This window comes from Sphingobacterium sp. Ag1 (assembly GCF_000988325.1).
Taxonomy (GTDB): Bacteria; Bacteroidota; Bacteroidia; order Sphingobacteriales; family Sphingobacteriaceae; genus Sphingobacterium.
The window spans coordinates 1-18,310 of record NZ_LBGU01000012.1 but is presented as its reverse complement, the minus strand read 5'-3'; the positions used below and the strand labels follow the sequence as shown (position 1 = coordinate 18,310).

15 protein-coding genes are annotated in these 18,310 nt (G+C 39.1%); 9 read left to right on the top strand and 6 right to left on the bottom strand.

Going from position 1 to position 18,310, the window contains the following annotated elements:
• Positions 1-17 precede the first annotated feature (17 nt).
• Complete coding sequence (locus AAW12_RS00540) at positions 18-1,631, bottom strand: RagB/SusD family nutrient uptake outer membrane protein (protein WP_046671676.1); 1,614 nt, start codon at positions 1,629-1,631, stop codon at positions 18-20.
• A gap of 4 nt (positions 1,632-1,635) precedes the next feature.
• Positions 1,636-4,773, bottom strand: coding sequence for a SusC/RagA family TonB-linked outer membrane protein (locus tag AAW12_RS00535; RefSeq protein WP_046671675.1), 3,138 nt, complete (start codon positions 4,771-4,773; stop codon positions 1,636-1,638).
• 239 nt (positions 4,774-5,012) lie between these two features.
• On the opposite strand from AAW12_RS00535, the gene AAW12_RS00530 reads away from it, so the two are divergent.
• Together AAW12_RS00530 and AAW12_RS00525 are read left to right on the top strand one after the other, a co-directional pair.
• A complete protein-coding gene (locus AAW12_RS00530; RefSeq protein WP_046671674.1) occupies positions 5,013-6,179 on the top strand; it encodes an FN3 domain-containing metallophosphoesterase family protein in 1,167 nt (388 codons plus the stop codon).
• 47 nt (positions 6,180-6,226) lie between these two features.
• Positions 6,227-6,577, top strand: a complete 351-nt coding sequence (locus AAW12_RS00525; RefSeq protein ID WP_053003474.1) for a GNAT family N-acetyltransferase — start codon at positions 6,227-6,229, stop codon at positions 6,575-6,577.
• Positions 6,578-6,602: 25 nt separating this feature from the next.
• Here the strand turns inward: AAW12_RS00525 and AAW12_RS00520 are convergent, their stop codons facing one another.
• From AAW12_RS00520 to AAW12_RS26710, 3 genes are all read right to left on the bottom strand, one after another.
• The gene (locus tag AAW12_RS00520; RefSeq protein ID WP_046671673.1) at positions 6,603-7,460 is read right to left on the bottom strand and encodes an alpha/beta hydrolase; all 858 of its coding nucleotides are present in this window, start codon (positions 7,458-7,460) and stop codon (positions 6,603-6,605) included.
• A gap of 168 nt (positions 7,461-7,628) precedes the next feature.
• A complete protein-coding gene (locus AAW12_RS00515; RefSeq protein WP_046671672.1) occupies positions 7,629-7,850 on the bottom strand; it encodes a hypothetical protein in 222 nt (73 codons plus the stop codon).
• Between the two features lie 157 nt (positions 7,851-8,007).
• Positions 8,008-8,136 carry a hypothetical protein gene (locus AAW12_RS26710; protein ID WP_262506829.1) on the bottom strand — a complete coding sequence of 43 codons (129 nt, stop codon included), beginning with the start codon at positions 8,134-8,136 and terminating at the stop codon, positions 8,008-8,010.
• Positions 8,137-8,891: 755 nt separating this feature from the next.
• Between AAW12_RS26710 and AAW12_RS00505 the strand changes: the two genes are divergently transcribed.
• Positions 8,892-11,351, top strand: a complete 2,460-nt coding sequence (locus AAW12_RS00505; protein ID WP_046671670.1) for a bifunctional YncE family protein/alkaline phosphatase family protein — start codon at positions 8,892-8,894, stop codon at positions 11,349-11,351.
• A 144-nt stretch (positions 11,352-11,495) separates the two neighbouring features.
• Here AAW12_RS00505 and AAW12_RS00500 read toward each other — a convergent pair whose 3' ends face one another.
• Positions 11,496-12,092, bottom strand: coding sequence for an HD domain-containing protein (locus AAW12_RS00500; protein WP_046671669.1), 597 nt, complete (start codon positions 12,090-12,092; stop codon positions 11,496-11,498).
• A 174-nt stretch (positions 12,093-12,266) separates the two neighbouring features.
• On the opposite strand from AAW12_RS00500, the gene AAW12_RS00495 reads away from it, so the two are divergent.
• From AAW12_RS00495 to AAW12_RS00465, 6 genes are all read left to right on the top strand, one after another.
• Positions 12,267-13,289: an LLM class flavin-dependent oxidoreductase gene (locus AAW12_RS00495; protein ID WP_046671668.1), complete on the top strand. Its 1,023-nt coding sequence runs from the start codon at positions 12,267-12,269 to the stop codon at positions 13,287-13,289.
• Between the two features lie 12 nt (positions 13,290-13,301).
• Positions 13,302-14,423 (top strand): NAD(P)-binding domain-containing protein, encoded by a 1,122-nt coding sequence (locus AAW12_RS00490; protein WP_046671667.1) that lies wholly within the window; start codon positions 13,302-13,304, stop codon positions 14,421-14,423.
• Positions 14,424-14,586: 163 nt separating this feature from the next.
• On the top strand, positions 14,587-15,498 hold the full coding sequence (locus AAW12_RS00485) for a hypothetical protein (protein WP_046671666.1): 912 nt from the start codon (positions 14,587-14,589) through the stop codon (positions 15,496-15,498).
• Between the two features lie 146 nt (positions 15,499-15,644).
• Positions 15,645-16,418, top strand: coding sequence for a helix-turn-helix domain-containing protein (locus AAW12_RS00480; protein ID WP_046671665.1), 774 nt, complete (start codon positions 15,645-15,647; stop codon positions 16,416-16,418).
• A 176-nt stretch (positions 16,419-16,594) separates the two neighbouring features.
• Positions 16,595-17,116 (top strand): anthrone oxygenase family protein, encoded by a 522-nt coding sequence (locus AAW12_RS26785; RefSeq protein ID WP_053003473.1) that lies wholly within the window; start codon positions 16,595-16,597, stop codon positions 17,114-17,116.
• A gap of 351 nt (positions 17,117-17,467) precedes the next feature.
• Positions 17,468-17,971, top strand: a complete 504-nt coding sequence (locus tag AAW12_RS00465) for a hypothetical protein (protein WP_046671663.1) — start codon at positions 17,468-17,470, stop codon at positions 17,969-17,971.
• Positions 17,972-18,310 lie beyond the last annotated feature (339 nt).

Below are 18,310 nucleotides of genomic sequence, written 5' to 3'. Positions count from 1 at the left end.
AATTCTTTTTTTAGTGCTTACACCTTTCCTCTCCAGTATGAGGTCTGTGTCAACTTGTTATTATTTTTGAATAGGGCTGGATTAATTGGCCAATAGAATCCTTCCTGACGGAAGCGGGACTCCGAGAGCCATGGTACAAAATTGCTATATTGTCTTGTTCGCAATAGATCATAAAAAATATGCCCTTCGAGATAAAGTTCCTTACCTCTTTCAATAATATATTCGTACATGACATCGTCTTTACTCGATGTATTATCCACAAAGGCAGATTCATCGGCGCCATTCCTTTTTCTAAATTCATTGATGATGTCTATTGCTTTGGAAACTTGATTTCTATAGAGTGCAATTTCGGCTTTCAACAAGCGCATATCCGCTAACCTAAAGACAATCAGATTATTGCTAACATAAGCATCTTGCTTTTGTGAGGGATTACGGTAGACAACACTTTGATATTTTACGCAAGTCGGTTTATCACTGTTTAGATCGGTAAAATTACGTCTACAACGAATATCACTATCGTCGAAGACCTGTGAAGGCATCGCCTTCCACTCCCACTGCTGCAAACTTGTATTCCAATACCAGTCCCAAACCTGGTCTATTTTATAAAAATGATTTGTCAGATAATCTGCATTGACATAACACCTCGAATTTGTTCCAGAAGTTGCCAGCTGCGCAGTTCTCAAAAACATATTGGCAATATGTTGATTGGTTCCTTCGCGTGTATTTTCACTCATTGCAATTTCAAAAATACCTTCACTCGAAAGTCCTTCGAAAGTCTTATAATAATTAGATGTGTCGGTCAATGAATACATACCATTATTTAAGATTTCATCGATGGCTTTATCTGCTTTGTCTACCGTTTCGAGATCAGGTTGGTTTGAATTGACATCACTCATTGTTGCCTTCCAAAGGTAGAAATGAGCTAACAATGCATTCACCGCGCCTTTATTGGCTGTGACTTTGGCGTTCCCAACAAGTGAATATTGCCAAGGCAACAATTCATGTGCCTGCAGTGCATCCTTCTCGATCTGCGCCATAACCTCTTTTTTGGTACTTCGTGCTAATTCTGGAGCAGAAATAGGGTCGTCGTATTCTTCCGTTACCACGGGCACGTCTCCCCACACGCGTAGCATCATAAAATAAGTGAACGCCCGTAAAAAATAAGCCTCTCCAAGCATCTCATTTTTGAACTTCGTTGGATTGGTCACATCGGTCAGTAAATCGTCCGCCACCTTGGGAACTCGATTAATAATGATATTACTCATCGTAATCGCTTTATAGTACTTGGTCCAATCTCCAAAATTCTCTACATTGTATTGAAATGTAAAATCTCCATTTTGGATCCCTTCGAGTCCATCACCATTATATTGGATTGTAAAATAATTCTTGGCAATTGCATCGCCATACATAAAGTATCGTGGACTCGGATTCCAGTTACCCGAATTCATCACATCCCGTACCAAAGCATAGTTACCTGCCATAGCACTCCGTAAATCCCCTGAGCTTTTCCAATATGCGCCCGCGAAAGTCGAATTGACGGGTTCTTCCACCAAAAACTTTTTACATGACCCTAGCAAGAAAACCAGCATCAATAGCACCGCTAGTCTATAGTTTAAAAAAAATCTTTTCATCGTCTTAAAAAGTTAGTTCAAATCCTAATGTATATTTTCTTGGAATCGGATAACCACCACCGTTATACTCTCCATATGGGTTTACAGCCTCGGCATCAGGTAATTTTTTTGATTTTTGCCAACGGGCTACATTATCCACTATGCCAAAGAATCTCACTTTGGAAATACTCCATTTCTTGCTGATTCGTTCAGGGAGGTTGTAAGAAAAAATCAGATTCTTAAATCGCATATAGGAACCATTTTCTAAAAAGAAAGTCTGCGCAGAGGTGTAATAGTAACGATAGGTGCCGATATCATATTTTGCGTATTCGGCCTTGTCGCCGGGCTGTTTCCAGATATTGAGTTTGTCCAGATCCCGTATCGAATAGTAAGCAAAATTTGAAGTCGCATCGCCCGAAGTTGAGTTACTGAATTGATCTGATTCAAAAAGATTCAGTACATCCCTCCCAAAACCGTAGGTAAAAAACAAAGTAAGCGAAAAGTCTTTATAACTAAAGACGTTATTCCAGCCTCCGGTCCACTTAAAATTAGGATCTCCAATCGCCCTTTTATCTGGATTAATACCACTATTAAATACGTCTACAAAATAATCGCCATCTATATCTTCAAAATAAAAATCTCCGGGATTGAATGTCCCATTGGAATTTCGATAGCGTTCGCCTGTATATGGATTGACCGGAATATCGTCCAGGGTCGAGAAAACCCCCAGAGTTTTATAGAGATAAAATGCATTGATCGGGCTGCCCACCGAGAGGATATGAGATTTATCAAATCGATCGCCATCCATGACCATATCGCGGCCGCCATTTGGCAGATTCATGATCCGATTCTTGACATAGGAAATATTTAAATTGGACCGCCAGCTCAATGTGGAGCTACGTGGGAACATATCAGCAGACAATTGAATATCGACACCTGAATTGCGGATTCCTACCGAATTTGTTTTGGCGTAATCGTATCCGGACGTGACGGGAAGCATGACGTCAAATAGCCCATCATAGTTTTCCTTATTAAATACATCTACCATAGCTGTAAAACGTCCCTTGTACAATTCCATATCGACACCTAAATTCCATTGCCTATTGCGCTCCCAGCTGAGATTTTTTTGGGCAACGCCATTATTAAAGTTTGGTGTAATAGCCACTTGGCCATTATAGGAAGTTGCTCCGGAATTACCCTGATACCCCCCATTATTGACATTATAGAGATTATACTGCAAATAGTTACTTTTAGGGAGAGATCCGGTCAATCCATAACTTCCTCTAATTTTAAGTAAGGTGAATATAGGATTGTTTTTCAGAAAATCTTCTTCAGTTAAAATCCAGCCGACAGATGCGGACGGAAAATATCCCCATTTGTTGTTTTCTCCAAATCGGGACGATCCATCCGCACGGACAGCCCCTGAAAACAGGTATTTACTATCAAAATCATAGGAAAAGCGACCGAGATAGGACAGCTGTGACCACTTTTGCAAATCGGAGTTGGCACCGATGTTATTTTGCAGAAATCCAGTAACCACTTGGATCTGATCTGATACCCCCTGACTACCCCATGCGGATACATTTTGCATTTTATTTTTTTCCGCTTCCTGGCCCAGTAGTACATTTAAAGAGTGTTTTCCAAACTGTTTGATATAAGTTAAAAAGTTCGATATCCTGACTTGGCTATTCTCATAAGAATAAGCTGACGAATAATTACCGGCACCGCTCATCAAAGCTGATGGCCTATTATAAGCCCTATTGGCCATATCTTTGATATAGGCGGATTGGGAAGTAAAAGTTAATCCTGGTGCAATATTGAAAATCAGATTTAGATTGGTATTCAGATTAGAAGATTCATTGTTATCAAGACTACTATTATAGGTACCCAAAAGGTAAGTTTTTTTTGCATCTGAAAGATTAAAAAGTGATGATGGCATACTACCGGCACTCAAGGCAATTGGGCTCACGTCACTCCCGCTTCCTCGCGCTCGCTTATTATACGAATAGGCCACAATGGGATTGATCGTTAAACGTTCATTGATTGCCTTACTGGACAAATTGAGCCTTCCAGTATAGCGTTTAAATCCGGTTGCTTTAATGATTCCCGCCTCATCGTAATAGTTCCCACTAAAACGATATGAACTAATCGCTGACCCGCCGCTAACAGAAAGATCTGCACTCTTAATCTTTCCTTTTTGGTAGAATAGATCCTGCCAATCTGTATTCCCATTGAATGCAGGGTTCAACGAATCGGTAAGCATAAAGGGCAGATTTCTGAAATCGTTGGAAGAAAGCTGATTCTTTAGTATCCTCATCTTCTGCTCACGCTCGGTTCTTCCGAGTGTCACTTCACGGAGTTCGGGCCGTTGCGTTAGACCACCATATCCGGTTAACATAAAACGCGGATCTCCGTTACGCCCTTTTTTCGTCGTGATCATGATCACCCCATTTGCTGCCCTAGAACCATAAATTGCGGCGGCAGAAGCATCTCGGAGCACATCCACAGATTCGATATCATTCGGATTCAGACCTGCTAGATAATTTGTTCCTGTTCCTGTATTCGGGCCTACGAATTGTTCCGTTGGCTGCGGAACTCCGTCAATAACATAGAGTGGATTACTAATGACATTGTAATAATCGTCATTGGAGTAATTCAGGCTAACGGCCGATGTACCACGAACAGCCAATGTTGGCGATGCACCCGGAGCGCCAGAAAAATTCTGAACGTTGACGCCGGCCAATCTTCCCTGAAGCAACATGTCAAAACTGGCTGCCGGAAGATTTTCCAGATCTTTACCCGAAATACTTGAAATCGCAGCGGTCGCTTTTTTGCGGGAGGTACTCTGGTAACCGATCACTACGGCTTCATCTAGAATACTCAATGTTTCGACCAGGGTAAAGGTCATTTTGCCTGCCTCGGGAATGGGTTGACGAGCCCGCTCGTATCCGATAAAACTTGTCTCTAAGATATCTCCGGATTTACCTGAAATCTTAAAATTCCCCTGATCATCGGTCTGTGTACTGTTGGAAGTACTCGTGTTTCTCAAAGTTACTCCGGCCAATTGTTTACCATTTTTATCACGTACGGTTCCCGTGATCTGCTGGCCCAGTGCAATTAGTGAAGTTAGAAACACAGATAAAAATAAAACTATCTTTTTCATTTGTGTTTGATTAGGTGCTCTTACTTAGGTTATTCCAAATATAAGTGCCAAACACAGGTCACATTTTCTTAATTATTACCTGTTTACAGCACTTTTTTAGCAAAAAACAAAACGAGACATCTTTTAGTCTAGCAAGACTGTTACATTTCAATCCATAGCTTGTTCACACAATTTTATATCTTTAGCGCAAGAAAAAACCGATTTAGGTTCCAAAATCAATTATAGACCCAGGTATTACAATGACTAAACTAAAATGCATCATCCTATTGTTGTTCTTCAATTGTTTTATGGCAGTTGGTCAGGATGCGATCAGAATAAATCACTTACCTTTTATCCAAGGATTAACAGAGCAATCTGTTTCCATTATTTGGACGACAGACAAGCCCGCGACCGGTTGGGTTGAACTGGCACCAGACGATTCCAGTCACTTCTATTTTAAGGAAAGACCTAAATATTACGCAGCTGCCTACGGCTTTAAAAAAGTAGGTACGCTGCATCAAGTTACATTGAATGACTTAAAACCTGGAACCCGATACCGATATCGCGTATATAGTCAGGAAGTCCTCAAACATGTTGGCGTCAATGTACAATATGGAAAAGTAGTAGCCAGTGATGTTTATCAAAAGGCCCCCTTATTTTTCCAAACCTTTGGCCATGCCAGCTCCACCCATTTTACGGTTGTCAATGATATTCATGAACGCAATGAGGTACTCGATAAGCTACTGGATATCGGCAATCTAAAGACAAGTGACTTTGTGGTATTCAACGGTGATATGGTTAGTAATCTACTCAGTGAAACACAGCTGTATGAGGGGTTCATGGATACCGCCATTAAAAAGTTCGCCAGTGAAAAACCAATGTTTTATGCAAGAGGCAATCATGAAACACGTGGACCTTTTGCCATTGAATATCCCAAATATTTCCCAACACCAACAGGTAAACTATATTACCAATTTAAGCATGGGAATACCGGTTTTATCGTCTTAGATTGCGGTGAAGACAAGCCCGATACCGACATTGAATACAGCGGTATTGTAGACATGGATAACTATAGAAGCGAACAAGCGGTCTGGTTAGCTCAAGCAGTTGAGGACCCGTCATTTAAAGATGCTAAATATAAGATCGTAATCTGCCATATGCCCCCTTTTGGTGGCTGGCACGGGGAACAGGAGATTTTGGAGAAATTTGTTCCTATCCTCAACAAAGCAGGAACACAGATCATGTTATCAGGACATTTACATAGACACATTATCAAAAATGCGACAAATACAGTACAATTTCCGATCATTGTAAATTCCAACAACAATGTGCTCCGCGTAGATTTAGACGACGAAAAAGGAATCTTCAAAATTCTCGATCAGCAGGGGAAAATGGTCGATCAAGTAATCATTAAGCCGTTAAAATAAAGCGGTAAATTCGCTAATGAAATAACGAACACCATTTTTATGATACAATGATCGATTTAAAGCTACTCTCACTCGAAGATGTCTCTCCATTTTATGAATGGATCAATGATGAGATGTCTATAAAGTACTCCCTTTCTCTTTTTCAGTCGCTAAACACAAGGGATCAAATCGACAATTGGTTTCTCTCCGTTGTCAACGATTCTAAAAATTTTAATCGTGGAATTTTCCTAAACGACTCTAATAAACTAATTGGTTACACAGGCATCTGTAATATTTCCAAAGCAAACAGATCTGGAGAGTATTTTATTTTTATAGGTGATAATCAATTTCACGACAAGCTTTTGATGTCAATCCTGGAAGATGAGTGGCATGATCGCACAAAACTAAGTATAAAATAAAACTAATCTCAGAATAGACATATTACTACTTTGAATAGACCGTTTTTGGATACAACTTCTTAAAAGCGTTGTAGACCGCTTGATGTATTACAGTCGAATGCAATTCATCCGGCATGTAATCAAATACAAAATGAATCTTCTTGTTTCGTTTAAGAATCTCCGATAACACTATAGCCTCATCATACATTCTTATGTCTTCCTCCTTGTTGGGGATACCGAGGTAAACCTTTATATTTTTTTTCAAATTAGTTTGCAGAAACTTCTCCCCATGCGTCAATAAAGACTCTTCTCCCCACCATAAACTTGGACTTATAATAATATAATCATCAAATAATTCGGGTTGTTTAAATAATATTTCTGATGAAAAAAGTCCTGCCAATGATTCTCCAATTAAAGTCTGTTTTCCGTTCGATTTAAAATTGCCATTTATATAAGGGATCAATTCATTTTTCAGGAATATCCGGTATTTCTCTGAACCACCATACGAAGGAAAGCTCGCTTTTTGAAAACCTTCCTTTTCTATAAAATCTGTGTTTTCAACAGGGAAGGTAAAATCTCTCCTTCGTGTGTTTCCACCGATTCCAACAACAATACTTTGCGGGAATCTATCGATCCAGGGTTGTGTACTGAAACGTACAATACCGGCTATATGAAAAAAATCTTCATCCATACTACCATCAAGAACATATACCACTGGATAGCGAACAGAATCATTGGGGTTATAATTGTCGGGAAGATGAATGTTGATCATTCTGTCTTCAGCCAAAACTTTTGAATGCAATATCTCTGACGTGCCTATCGTTAACGGTGTTCTTTTTTGTGCAAAACAGTCTGTATTAAAAATAAAGAGCATTAAAAAAACGAGCATGCTATTGCCAATCATATCCGATATATTAAGCTAAAAAAATGGACTTTTGAATAATGGTGAAGAAATTGACCGCTATTTGACGGGAAAACCTTGGGTTCTTCCGACAGCGGAGATTTCGCAAATCACGGGTGCAATTTACAATGAAAAATAAATATTTTCGATTTTTTTATTTTAATGGCCCAGTTAAATGATTCTTTCACAACGATACCCCCACTCAAACATCTTGCTAACAATGCTGGTGGTTTCAATTTCCAACTGTGAAGATTCGATTCTTAGAATGTGCTCTTCGTCGTCTAGATCGAAGTTAATTTTATAGGTGGAAAACAGGCTGACAAGAGTTGCGACAATTCGCTGTGCATCTTTCATCCGATAAACATCGGTTTTAAATATTTCGACTCGTTTCATTAGATCTGATTAAGTTCCATTCAAGAAATTTGGTGTTAGTCCTATTCCATTTACTGATTCTAAACTACAATACGGGGCGTACAACAGCTATAAAGTTTAGATAAACATCGTAAAAAACTCGGTAAGTATGGCAAATTAAACGGTAAACATCGAATCGTTATTTAACAACTGAATGATAACCGTTCATAAATCCCTGAATAAGTTCCGGTAGATTCAATAATAGAAATACGCAAATGACAATAGCGATAATGGCATAAAAAAACCACGACGAACTTTTCTTTTTCATAACAAGCTATTTAAGAATAATCAATTTAAAAATATAGGCTTCAAAAAGCTAGAAATTACGCTAGAGCTCTACACAAAGAAACAGACGCCACAACGTACGCTCTTGATTTTTCAATATAACTCAATATACGAAATTAATCTATATAACAATAAAATAATTTAAAAATTATTTTATTCAATAATATAAACATTAGCTCTCAATGAGAAAGTGGAAATTACAAAATAGGATCTTTGCAATCTGTATATGGTTGATTTTTATCTTTTCGCATATTGTGGACACTGTTGGTCTTCATGACACGATTGACAGAAGATCTGTATGTGATTGTGCTGTCTACAATATTTTCCTGGGAAGCTTTGGTTTCCACATTAGTACAAAGGGTTACCCATCCTACTACAGTTAAAATTACCAATGAATTAAAGAAGTGTACCATAAATAAAGATTGAATAGTTTATCAATCCAATTTCAAAAAAGAAATTTTAAAACACCATAAGTTTTCGGCGAAAGAACAATTTCCACCGGTAAACAACAGACTTTTACCTATCAACTGTTGATCCGTTATTTAATTAGTTTTACCCTTTCAAATCGAAAATATTAAAAACAGGAAAATGGAATCAAAGCTGAAATTTATACCCAGTCAATGCTTGACCATTTCCATTTTTTAATAATCTAGGCCAAGATGCCCCTCCAGTATTAAGTTTTCTTTAATTTTGATGCCTCCTATTTAGTCTGACTGTTCAATTTCGTAAATATGTCCTATGAAAAGAATAGGAACATTCATTTTGACAACCTGCATGTTTGCAACCTCGCAGCTCACCTTCAGTCAAAACAGTATACACAATAGGATTAGTTCGGTCTTGGAAAGCAATAAAGTTGGGCTACCCAATGGCTGGACAGTGACACCTGTTGGAAAACAAATTGAACTCGGAGATTTACCGCTGAATTTAGTGATCAGTCATCACAAAAGGCTCGCGGCGGTCAGCAATAATGGACAAAGTACACAAACAATAGATCTTATCGATCTGGTTTCACAACAAAAGATTGATAGCATTGCTATACCAAAAGCTTGGTATGGATTGGCTTTTTCGAGCGATGATCATACGCTGTATGTTTCTGGAGGACATGATAACATGATCAGGCTCTACCAGATCAATGGTGAGAAAATTACAGCCAAAGATTCTATTGTTCTTGGCAAACCATGGCCCAATAAAATAGGAGTCGCCGGATTGGCTGTAGATGATAAAAACAAACAGCAATTATATACTGTCACCAGAGAAGATAAAAAACTATATGTCATCGACTTAAAAACCAAAGCAACGAAAGCAACTTATGATTTGGGAGCTGAGGGGTATACCTGCCAGCTAACACCTGATGCAAAACAACTCTATATCAGTGTCTGGGGCGGAGAAAAGATTTTAGTATGGGATGTTACACAAAATAAGATAACCAAAGAGATCTCTGTGGGTAGCCATCCAAATGAAATTACGTTTAGTAAAAATGGCAAATGGCTTTTCGTTGCGAATGCAAATGACAACTCCGTTTCCATTATCGACACCAAAACGGGCACAGTGGTAGAAACATTAAATGCAGCGTTGTATCCTCATGCGCCAAGTGGATCGACCAGCAATGGTGTTGCTCTATCTACAGATGGTAAAACCCTTTACATAGCCAATGCAGACAACAATTGTTTAGCCGTTTTCGACGTAAGTAAGCCTGGCCGATCTATTTCGAAAGGATTTATTCCAGTGGGCTGGTATCCAACGAATGTAAAAGTAGTCGGTAAAACAATCCTGGTCACCAATGGTAAAGGTCTATCATCCAAAGCGAATCCACAAGGTCCCAATCCAACAGATCAAAAGGAAAAAGTCGATCGTCATGCAGGCGACCTCAACAAACCAAAAGGGATCCAATATATTGCCGGTCTTTTTAAAGGAACGTTAAGCTTTATACCCGATCCTAAACCGGAAGAACTCGCGCTATACTCTCAGGCGGTATACCGTAATACGCCCTATTCAAAAGATAAAGAGCTGCAAACAGAAGGGGAAGTAGGCAACCCCATCCCCATGAAAGTGGGAAATCCCTCCCCGATCAAATATGTATTTTATGTCATTAAGGAGAATCGTACGTACGATCAGGTGCTAGGCGACCTCAAGCAAGGAAATGGTGACCCCGCACTTTGTTTATTTGGCGAAAAAATCACGCCCAATCAACACAAAATTGTCAATGAGTTTGCGCTTTTAGACAATTTCTATGTTGATGCCGAGGTTAGTGCGGATGGGCACAATTGGAGTATGGGTGCTTATGCCACAGATTACCTCGAAAAAACCTGGCCATCAAGCTATGGCGGCCGCGGCGGTACTTACGGCGGTGAAGGAGAGCGAGAAATAGCCAACAACAAAGGTGGGTTTATCTGGGATAATGCCAAACGGCATCAGGTAACTTATCGTACCTATGGTGAATTCGCCGACAAAGGAAAACCCAACGTAAAATCTTTGGAAGGGCATGTTGCCACTGGATATACAAGTTATGACCTGAGTGTTGCCGACACCACACGTATAAGACAATGGAAAGCTGATTTTGATCAACTCATCCAAAAAGGAGAAATGCCCCAATTGACAACCATTCGAATCAGCAATGACCATACGGAAGGGATGCGTGCCGGCAAAAAGTCCCCTTATGCACATGTAGCGGACAATGACCTCGCTGTTGGGATGTTTGTTGACCATATCAGCAAGAGTCCAATATGGAAAGAATCTGCGATCTTTATATTGGAAGATGATGCCCAGAATGGTCCTGACCATGTGGATGCACACCGTAGTCCTGCCTATTTGATTAGTCCCTATGTAAAAAGAAAATCTGTAGATCACACCATGTATTCGACCTCGGGGATGATTAGAACTATAGAGCTAATTTTAGGAATGAAACCAATGACGCAATACGATGCTGCAGCAACACCCATGTGGCGATCGTTTAGCAATAACCCCGATTATACTCCATTTGATCATGTCGACGCAAATGTAGATCTCGACGAGCGCAATCCAAGTAAAGGGAAACTAGCTGTATGGAGTGACAAATATGATTGGTCGAAAGAAGATGCGGTACCTGATTTGGTATTCAATGAAATTCTATGGCAGGGACTTAAGGGTGAATCTGCTCCAGCTCCAAAAAGAGCCGCTTTCTTAAAAGTAAGTGAAAAAAAAGAGGATGATGACGATTAAACTCGATTCATAAAATAAGGATGGCCAGCACGAATGTTTAGTTTTTGGTGCTGGCCAATTAATCAGCGCCCATCAAAAAACAATTGGATGCTGTGCAGCCATGTAACCCTATGTTCCGCCATGGCCTTTGTGAAAAATCCTAGGTTAATCCTTTTTCAAAATACCCAGAACAACTCCAGCATCGATCAATTTTTCGGCATATTCCCAGAGTACCGTCGAACCATCCTTAATGACAGATTTTTTTGCATAAACCTGTTTATAATTTACACCAGGTTCATTCCAGGTTCCACCATTATTGGAACTATTCTGTAAAAGTGGCTCCAATCGATCCATCGCCCGTGCAAACTGTGCTTCTGGCGTTTGACCGGCTTCAAATTCTTCCCAAATCGCAATAAGTTCTTCTCCTTGCTTCTTAGGTAAAATGCCAAAAATCCGTTGGGCAGCTAAACGTTCTGCTTTGGTATTGGAATGATTTTTCTCAGTATCATAGATAAAGGTATCACCAGCATCAATTTCGACGATATCATGTATCAATACCATCTTGACCACTTTTAACAAATCTACGGGTTCATTTGCGTATTCTGAAAGTACAATGGCCATAAGAGCGAGATGCCAACTGTGTTCAGCATCATTTTCGGGACGGTCACTATTGAAAAGTTTTGTTTTGCGCTGGACATACTTAATCTTATCGATTTCTTTGATAAACTCAATCTGCTTTAATAATTTGTCGGACAACGTCATTCTGAATCATCTATATAGTTGAATAATAGACAAAATTACGCTTTTTAAGCCTCAGCTTACTTGTCATTTGACAAATTCAAACCAGCTATTATTGACACGCATCGGACAATCACTACCATCAAAGTTACCGCAACATTTATTAAATTTGATAAACATCAAATCACTTTTTGATTTATGAAAAAAATAGGTTTTTTATCTTTTGGCCATTGGTCCAAACATCCAGCATACAGTACGCAGACGGCAAGTGACACTTTATTGCAATCCATTGATCTGGCAGTAGCTGCTGAAGAAATAGGCATAGATGGTGCCTATTTCCGGGTACATCATTTTGCGAATCAGTTAGCATCTCCTTTTCCTTTATTGTCAGCCATTGGAGCCAAAACCTCAAAAATTGAGATCGGCACAGGGGTCATCGATATGCGCTATGAAAATCCCCTTTATATGGTGGAAGACGCAGGGGCTGCAGATCTAATCTCTAGGGGCAGGTTGCAGCTCGGCATCAGTAGAGGATCCCCTGAACAAGTAATAGATGGTTGGCGTTACTTTGGTTACGATCTCGCCGAAGGTGAAACAGATGCTGATATGGGAAGGCAAAAAGCATTGGAATTTTTAGAAAAGCTTACAGGCACGGGCTTCGCTGAACCAAATCCCTATCCAATGTTTCCAAACCCGCCTGGCTTACTGAGGCTTGAACCCCATTCGGAAGGGCTACGCGATCGTATCTGGTGGGGAGCAGCTTCAAATGCCACTGCGGTATGGGCTGCTCAAAACAGGATGCACCTGCAAAGTTCCACTTTGAAATATGATGAAAATGGCAAACCTTTTCATATTCAGCAGGCCGAACAAATACGTTTATACAAAGAGGCCTGGAAAGCAGCAGGGCACCCTGGTGAACCCCGCGTTTCGGTCAGTCGATCCATATTCGCTCTGGTCGATGATTTAGATCGTTATTACTTCGGGCAAGAGGCTGACAAAACAGATAAAATTGGGATAATCGAATCGGACAAGCGGACGATTTTTGGGCGAAGTTATGCCGCAGAACCAGATCAACTCGTGAAGGAATTAGCGCAAGATGAAGCAATACAGGAAGCCGACACGCTATTATTGACCATTCCAAATACGCTAGGGGTCGACTACAATGTCCACATTCTTTCAGCCATTTTGGAACACGTAGCTCCCGAACTTGGTTGGCGTTAACTCCTCTTTCGTATGATAAAGAACATTCGCTACAAAACAAAAATTGCAGTCATTGGTGCGGGTCAGGCTGGACTTTCTGCTGCTTATCATTTGAAGAAGCTCGGACTTAAAATCGGGCCGGATTTTATCATCCTGGATGAAGCCTCTGCACCAGGAGGAGCCTGGCAATTTCGCTGGGACTCCCTTACCTTAAGTACAGTCAATAAAATACACGATTTGCCCGGCATGTCGTTTGAGGAGACTTTATCAACAAAAGGGGCGGAAGTTCAAGCCAACACCGCTGTTCCCCATTATTTTAAACTTTATGAAGAAAAATTTGGACTTCAAGTATATCGACCAGCTAAAGTAGAAAAAGTCTACATATACCAAGATCGCTTTCATATCGATACGACAGAAACTCTTTTCTCAGCACTCGGTATTATCAACGCCACTGGAACATGGGAAAACCCCTATATTCCTACCTATCCAGGTGCAGAATTATTTCGGGGCGAGCAACTTCACACAAAGGATTTTAAAACTGCAGAGTATTTTCGTGGCAAACATGTTATTGTTGTTGGAGCCGGTATTTCTGCCATTCAGCTATTGGACCAAATTTCCCAGGTTACAACGACAACCTGGGTAACACGACGACCGCCTTTATTCAGAGAGGGGCCATTTGATGACATGGCCGGGCATAATGCGGTTGCTATGGTAGAGGAACGTGTACGATTGGGGCTTTCACCTTTGTCTGTCGTTTCCGTTACGGGCCTCCCCTATTCTACAGAAATCCAGGAGATGGAAAAACGGGGTGTCCTTCAACGTTTTCCAATGTTTCAAGAAATAACAGCAAAGGGGATCAAATGGGCTGATGGAACAGAACAACAAGCAGATGTTATACTTTGGAATACAGGCTTTAAAAGTTCATTGAGCCATCTAGACGCAGTGCTACCAAAAGAAAAACAGGGCGGCATTCAAATGGCAGGCAGACTAGCGACCATGGTCGCTAAAGAACCAAGAATTCACCTCGTGGGCTATGGTCCATCAGCATCGACAATCGGTGCAAACCGTGCCGGTAGCGCTGCAGCCAGAGAACTTCTAAAAACGCTTTCAACAACCGACCTGAACACAAATAAATTTAGTGGGAGCCAACTATAATGGTAGTTTCAATTTTGAGTACAATAATAAAAAGTCAATTTATTTTGTACGCTATTTAACAACAGTACGAATCTTAAAAATTAAAACCATTATTGTCACGGTTCACTGAAACAAAGGTATACGACAGACGATCAATAATACGCACCGGCACAGCTTAATTGATATGAGACATTTCAAACAGCCATTCCGTACAAAAATAATAAACCAGAGCTGGAAATTGTTGCTGGGAATATGCGCTGTTGCATTCTTTAGTTGTAACTCGCACAACAAGCATGTGCAATTACCGGATTCCTTTCTAGTCTACCAGGAAATCGATAGCCTAAAAACTTCGAATTACAACCTGATAGAACAAGATTGTTCTTTTATAGCAAATAAGCGTTATAGATTTTCCGTCTTTAAGAACGACTCAGCGTGTTTCTTTCAGGTCGAAAAGCTGCAAAATAATCAATGGCACCTCATTATGCGAGATATGGATTATGGGACCAATAATTCAGGATTATCGTTTACCGATCAAAACAAAGACGGTTTTGAAGATATTGTATGGAACAAGAAGTGGCAAGAACATACCTATTTGTTTAATCCAAAGGTTGAAAATTTTATTGAGATAGGTGAATACCACAACAGCAAACCACTTAAAATCAAAGGGAAAACCATGCTTTATAAGCATAGTTTTCCTATTCAGTATTTCTGGAACGAAGAGAAATCCAGGAACTCAATTTGCGGAGAAATCATCGAAACACATTCAGAACTCTTTGCGATTGATGAAAATTATCAGAAAATCAGCATTGCAACATTGGATAATTTCGACAGTTATGATTATCCCTCGGTTGACAGTTGCGTGCAGGCTATTAAATGTTATACCCCTCCCTACAGGGGACGTTACAGCAAAATAAGCATTTGGAATGTTGGAACAGCAGTGGATTCAGTCGTTTTAAAAAGTGACCTGAGTCATTACAACCCTTCATTGGATTCAAATTGGATTGCCAATTATTGGCAAAATAATTATGTTAAATTACTGGAACATGCACAATTATTTCAGGTGAGAAGAAAAAAACCGCTCTACTATTTCAAATAAGTTGAATCAACGACATATACTTTAAACACTACGGGTCACAGTAAATCCACTAATCGAAATCCAACGATTATCCATATATTCTTATTTCATATTTCTGTATATTTAAAATTATAAAAAGTCGTAAAGCAAAGCCAAACAATTTATAAATGAAGCCTCAGATTATCAGTCCAGATACATCCATTGCATTATTCGTAAAGGCGATCCTAGTGTTTGAAAGTCAGACGAATGATTGCGTAAACTTACCTTTTTATGCTGATGGTTACCCTGGTTTATTGTTTCAACGATGCTATGGTGATTTTACAATCAAGCCTCATGATAAAAAAATGTCAAAGATTTTCCTCTATGGTCAGACAATAAAACCGATTTCAATCGATGTAAAAGGCCCTTTTCAGATTATCGTTTTTCAATTTTACCCATTTGTATTACGGACATTTTGGGGCATCTCGCCCGAAAGCATAAACGACGACTGTTATGATCTAGATACTCCTTCAAATACAACCTTCCACCAACTTACCGGCACATTATCCTCATTTTCAACAACTGAAAACAGCATCCAACTATTGACACAATCGCTTCTCAGCTTTTTCGATAGCAAGAAAAATAAACTTGATTTTTCGATTCAGCGAGCAATTCTTGAAATCATCGAAAACCAGGGCCAAATCATTATTAAAGAAATTGCAAAAAGAGAAGCATTGAACATCCGAACTTTTGAAAGAAGGTTTTTCAAGGAAACTGGGGTGTCCGCTAAACAATTCGCTAAAATGGTACAGTTTCAGGCCGCTTTTAAACAGCTCAATAGCAAAGACTTTCAAAAGATAACCGAAATTGTTTATGAAAATGGATTTGCCGACCAATCGCATTTTATTCGTGTCTTTAAGACTTTCACAGGCACAACTCCAGCGTCATTTAACAAAAAATAGGTTACTGTCGTTTTTATTCTATATTGACTCCCTGATTATCACAACTTTTGTATTGTCTAAGGTCGAGAGCAACGAAAGTATGTATTTTTTTTAGCCTCAACTCCTTCGAAAAATTTACGATAAGAAAACAATGCTTTGATAAATCAGAACGCTTAGACAATTGAGTTCAGCAAAACATGATACATCAAAAAAATATAGACATGAAATTACAAGACATCATTTTAGCGCTGGCAACAATATGTTCGGCTATCATATCAGGCTTATTTTTTTCGTATACCTTTTCGGTCAATTTGGGACTCCATAAACTCAACGATAAAGCCTATCTGACCGCCATGCAAAATATTAATAAAGAAATACTAAACTCAGCTTTTTACTGCTGTTTTCTGGGCGCCCCAATTTTATTATTGATGGCTACAATATTATTTTTTGATCTATCGTCACCAAAATTTTATCTAATACTAGTAGCATGCCTAAGCTATATCATTGGTGTATTTGTAGTCACAGGCACACAAAATGTCCCCTTGAACAATCAATTGGCCTCGATCGACCTATCGATATCTTCAGAAAAATCTTTAAGACTTGCACGGGATGCCTTTGAAAAACCCTGGGTATTTTGGAATAACATCCGAACTTGCTGTTCTTTACTTACGCTCACTTGTTTAATTATTAACTTGGTCTTTTTTAAATCAAGAAATTGATCATAATATGAGGTAATAGTTTAGGATCAATTTCCATATAGCCCGTTTACTGGCATTTCCACCGAAAAAACTTGAGTTGATCATCTACCGACCTCTTTTAGACGAAAAAAAGTCCAATGTATGCGAATTTAAATCCATTCCCCCCAAATTTAAATCAAGTGCTAAAACCTCTTCCGCAATACCTTACTTTTATAAAAATTGATCAGCGGATGTTATTGAATGTGAGTATAAATCAGCATGAAGGTGTGTCTATTGAAGATTCCAAAAAATCTTCGATAGATTACCAAAACATAAATAAGCAGAAGTTGTCTATCAATAAAAATAGTCTTTACAATTAATGAAATTTTTCCCATGAAAACTAAACACTTAATTTCAACATCATTATTAGTATCTTCAGCCATAGGGTTGTTCTCATCTTGCAATGGTAGTTCTGTCGATACGGTAAAAGCGATCGAATCAAACTATGACAACCAAAACAAAACCATTACGTTAACAGGTGAATTTGATGCGCCTTCTTTTACATTCTCTTCAGGAAAATCAAAAACTATGGCCATGAATTTCGTAGTTAAATCCCATGCGTTTAGTTCTGAAAAGTTCACTGCATTCAGCGTTATATTACCTGTAGGGACAGAAAAGAACAATGTTTTATTTGAAATTCCTGCAGATCAGAAAAATTATACGCTTAAGAACTTTTATGTATTTGACGATAAGGGAGAAAAAATCAACCTAGATTCTCATACAACATTCAAGATGACAGGAACAGTACACTACAATGAGATGGAAAAACCTGTAAATGAACGGGAAAAAGATAATTTTTCCTATAAAATAACCGATGTAAGCTTTGTCAAAGATTAAAACTAACAACAATTGATAGCATAAGAAATAAAAAAGCCAGATTTCGAAACCTGGCTTTAAAAATAAACATATGATGATTAGTAAATGGCAAGTCCATAGGTACAGCTTAGTAGATAGTTCAATTATTCGAAAATTCCTCCACCCCGCGTTGATAACCTACGCACATGTACCTATTATTTCAATTGAACGCTACGAACATGCCTGAATAATGAGCAACCAATATTCTCGTCACGTTATCAGTCTTCTTAACGTTAAATATATACTAGGAGCGCCAAGATAGGACGCAACAACATGTCCGCATACGTTCAATTTATAGCCAAATATAGAAATAAAAACTAA

Bases quoted from the DNA above. Each gene is read 5' to 3' on its own strand.
- AAW12_RS00540 (WP_046671676.1), bottom strand. From the start codon at position 1,631: ATGAAAAGATTTTTTTTAAACTATAGACTAGCGGTGCTATTGATGCTG.
- AAW12_RS00535 (WP_046671675.1), bottom strand. From the start codon at position 4,773: ATGAAAAAGATAGTTTTATTTTTATCTGTGTTTCTAACTTCACTAATT.
- AAW12_RS00530 (WP_046671674.1), top strand. From the start codon at position 5,013: ATGACTAAACTAAAATGCATCATCCTATTGTTGTTCTTCAATTGTTTT.
- AAW12_RS00525 (WP_053003474.1), top strand. From the start codon at position 6,227: ATGATCGATTTAAAGCTACTCTCACTCGAAGATGTCTCTCCATTTTAT.
- AAW12_RS00520 (WP_046671673.1), bottom strand. From the start codon at position 7,460: ATGATTGGCAATAGCATGCTCGTTTTTTTAATGCTCTTTATTTTTAAT.
- AAW12_RS00515 (WP_046671672.1), bottom strand. From the start codon at position 7,850: ATGAAACGAGTCGAAATATTTAAAACCGATGTTTATCGGATGAAAGAT.
- AAW12_RS26710 (WP_262506829.1), bottom strand. From the start codon at position 8,136: ATGAAAAAGAAAAGTTCGTCGTGGTTTTTTTATGCCATTATCGCTATT.
- AAW12_RS00505 (WP_046671670.1), top strand. From the start codon at position 8,892: ATGAAAAGAATAGGAACATTCATTTTGACAACCTGCATGTTTGCAACC.
- AAW12_RS00500 (WP_046671669.1), bottom strand. From the start codon at position 12,092: ATGACGTTGTCCGACAAATTATTAAAGCAGATTGAGTTTATCAAAGAA.
- AAW12_RS00495 (WP_046671668.1), top strand. From the start codon at position 12,267: ATGAAAAAAATAGGTTTTTTATCTTTTGGCCATTGGTCCAAACATCCA.
- AAW12_RS00490 (WP_046671667.1), top strand. From the start codon at position 13,302: ATGATAAAGAACATTCGCTACAAAACAAAAATTGCAGTCATTGGTGCG.
- AAW12_RS00485 (WP_046671666.1), top strand. From the start codon at position 14,587: ATGAGACATTTCAAACAGCCATTCCGTACAAAAATAATAAACCAGAGC.
- AAW12_RS00480 (WP_046671665.1), top strand. From the start codon at position 15,645: ATGAAGCCTCAGATTATCAGTCCAGATACATCCATTGCATTATTCGTA.
- AAW12_RS26785 (WP_053003473.1), top strand. From the start codon at position 16,595: ATGATACATCAAAAAAATATAGACATGAAATTACAAGACATCATTTTA.
- AAW12_RS00465 (WP_046671663.1), top strand. From the start codon at position 17,468: ATGAAAACTAAACACTTAATTTCAACATCATTATTAGTATCTTCAGCC.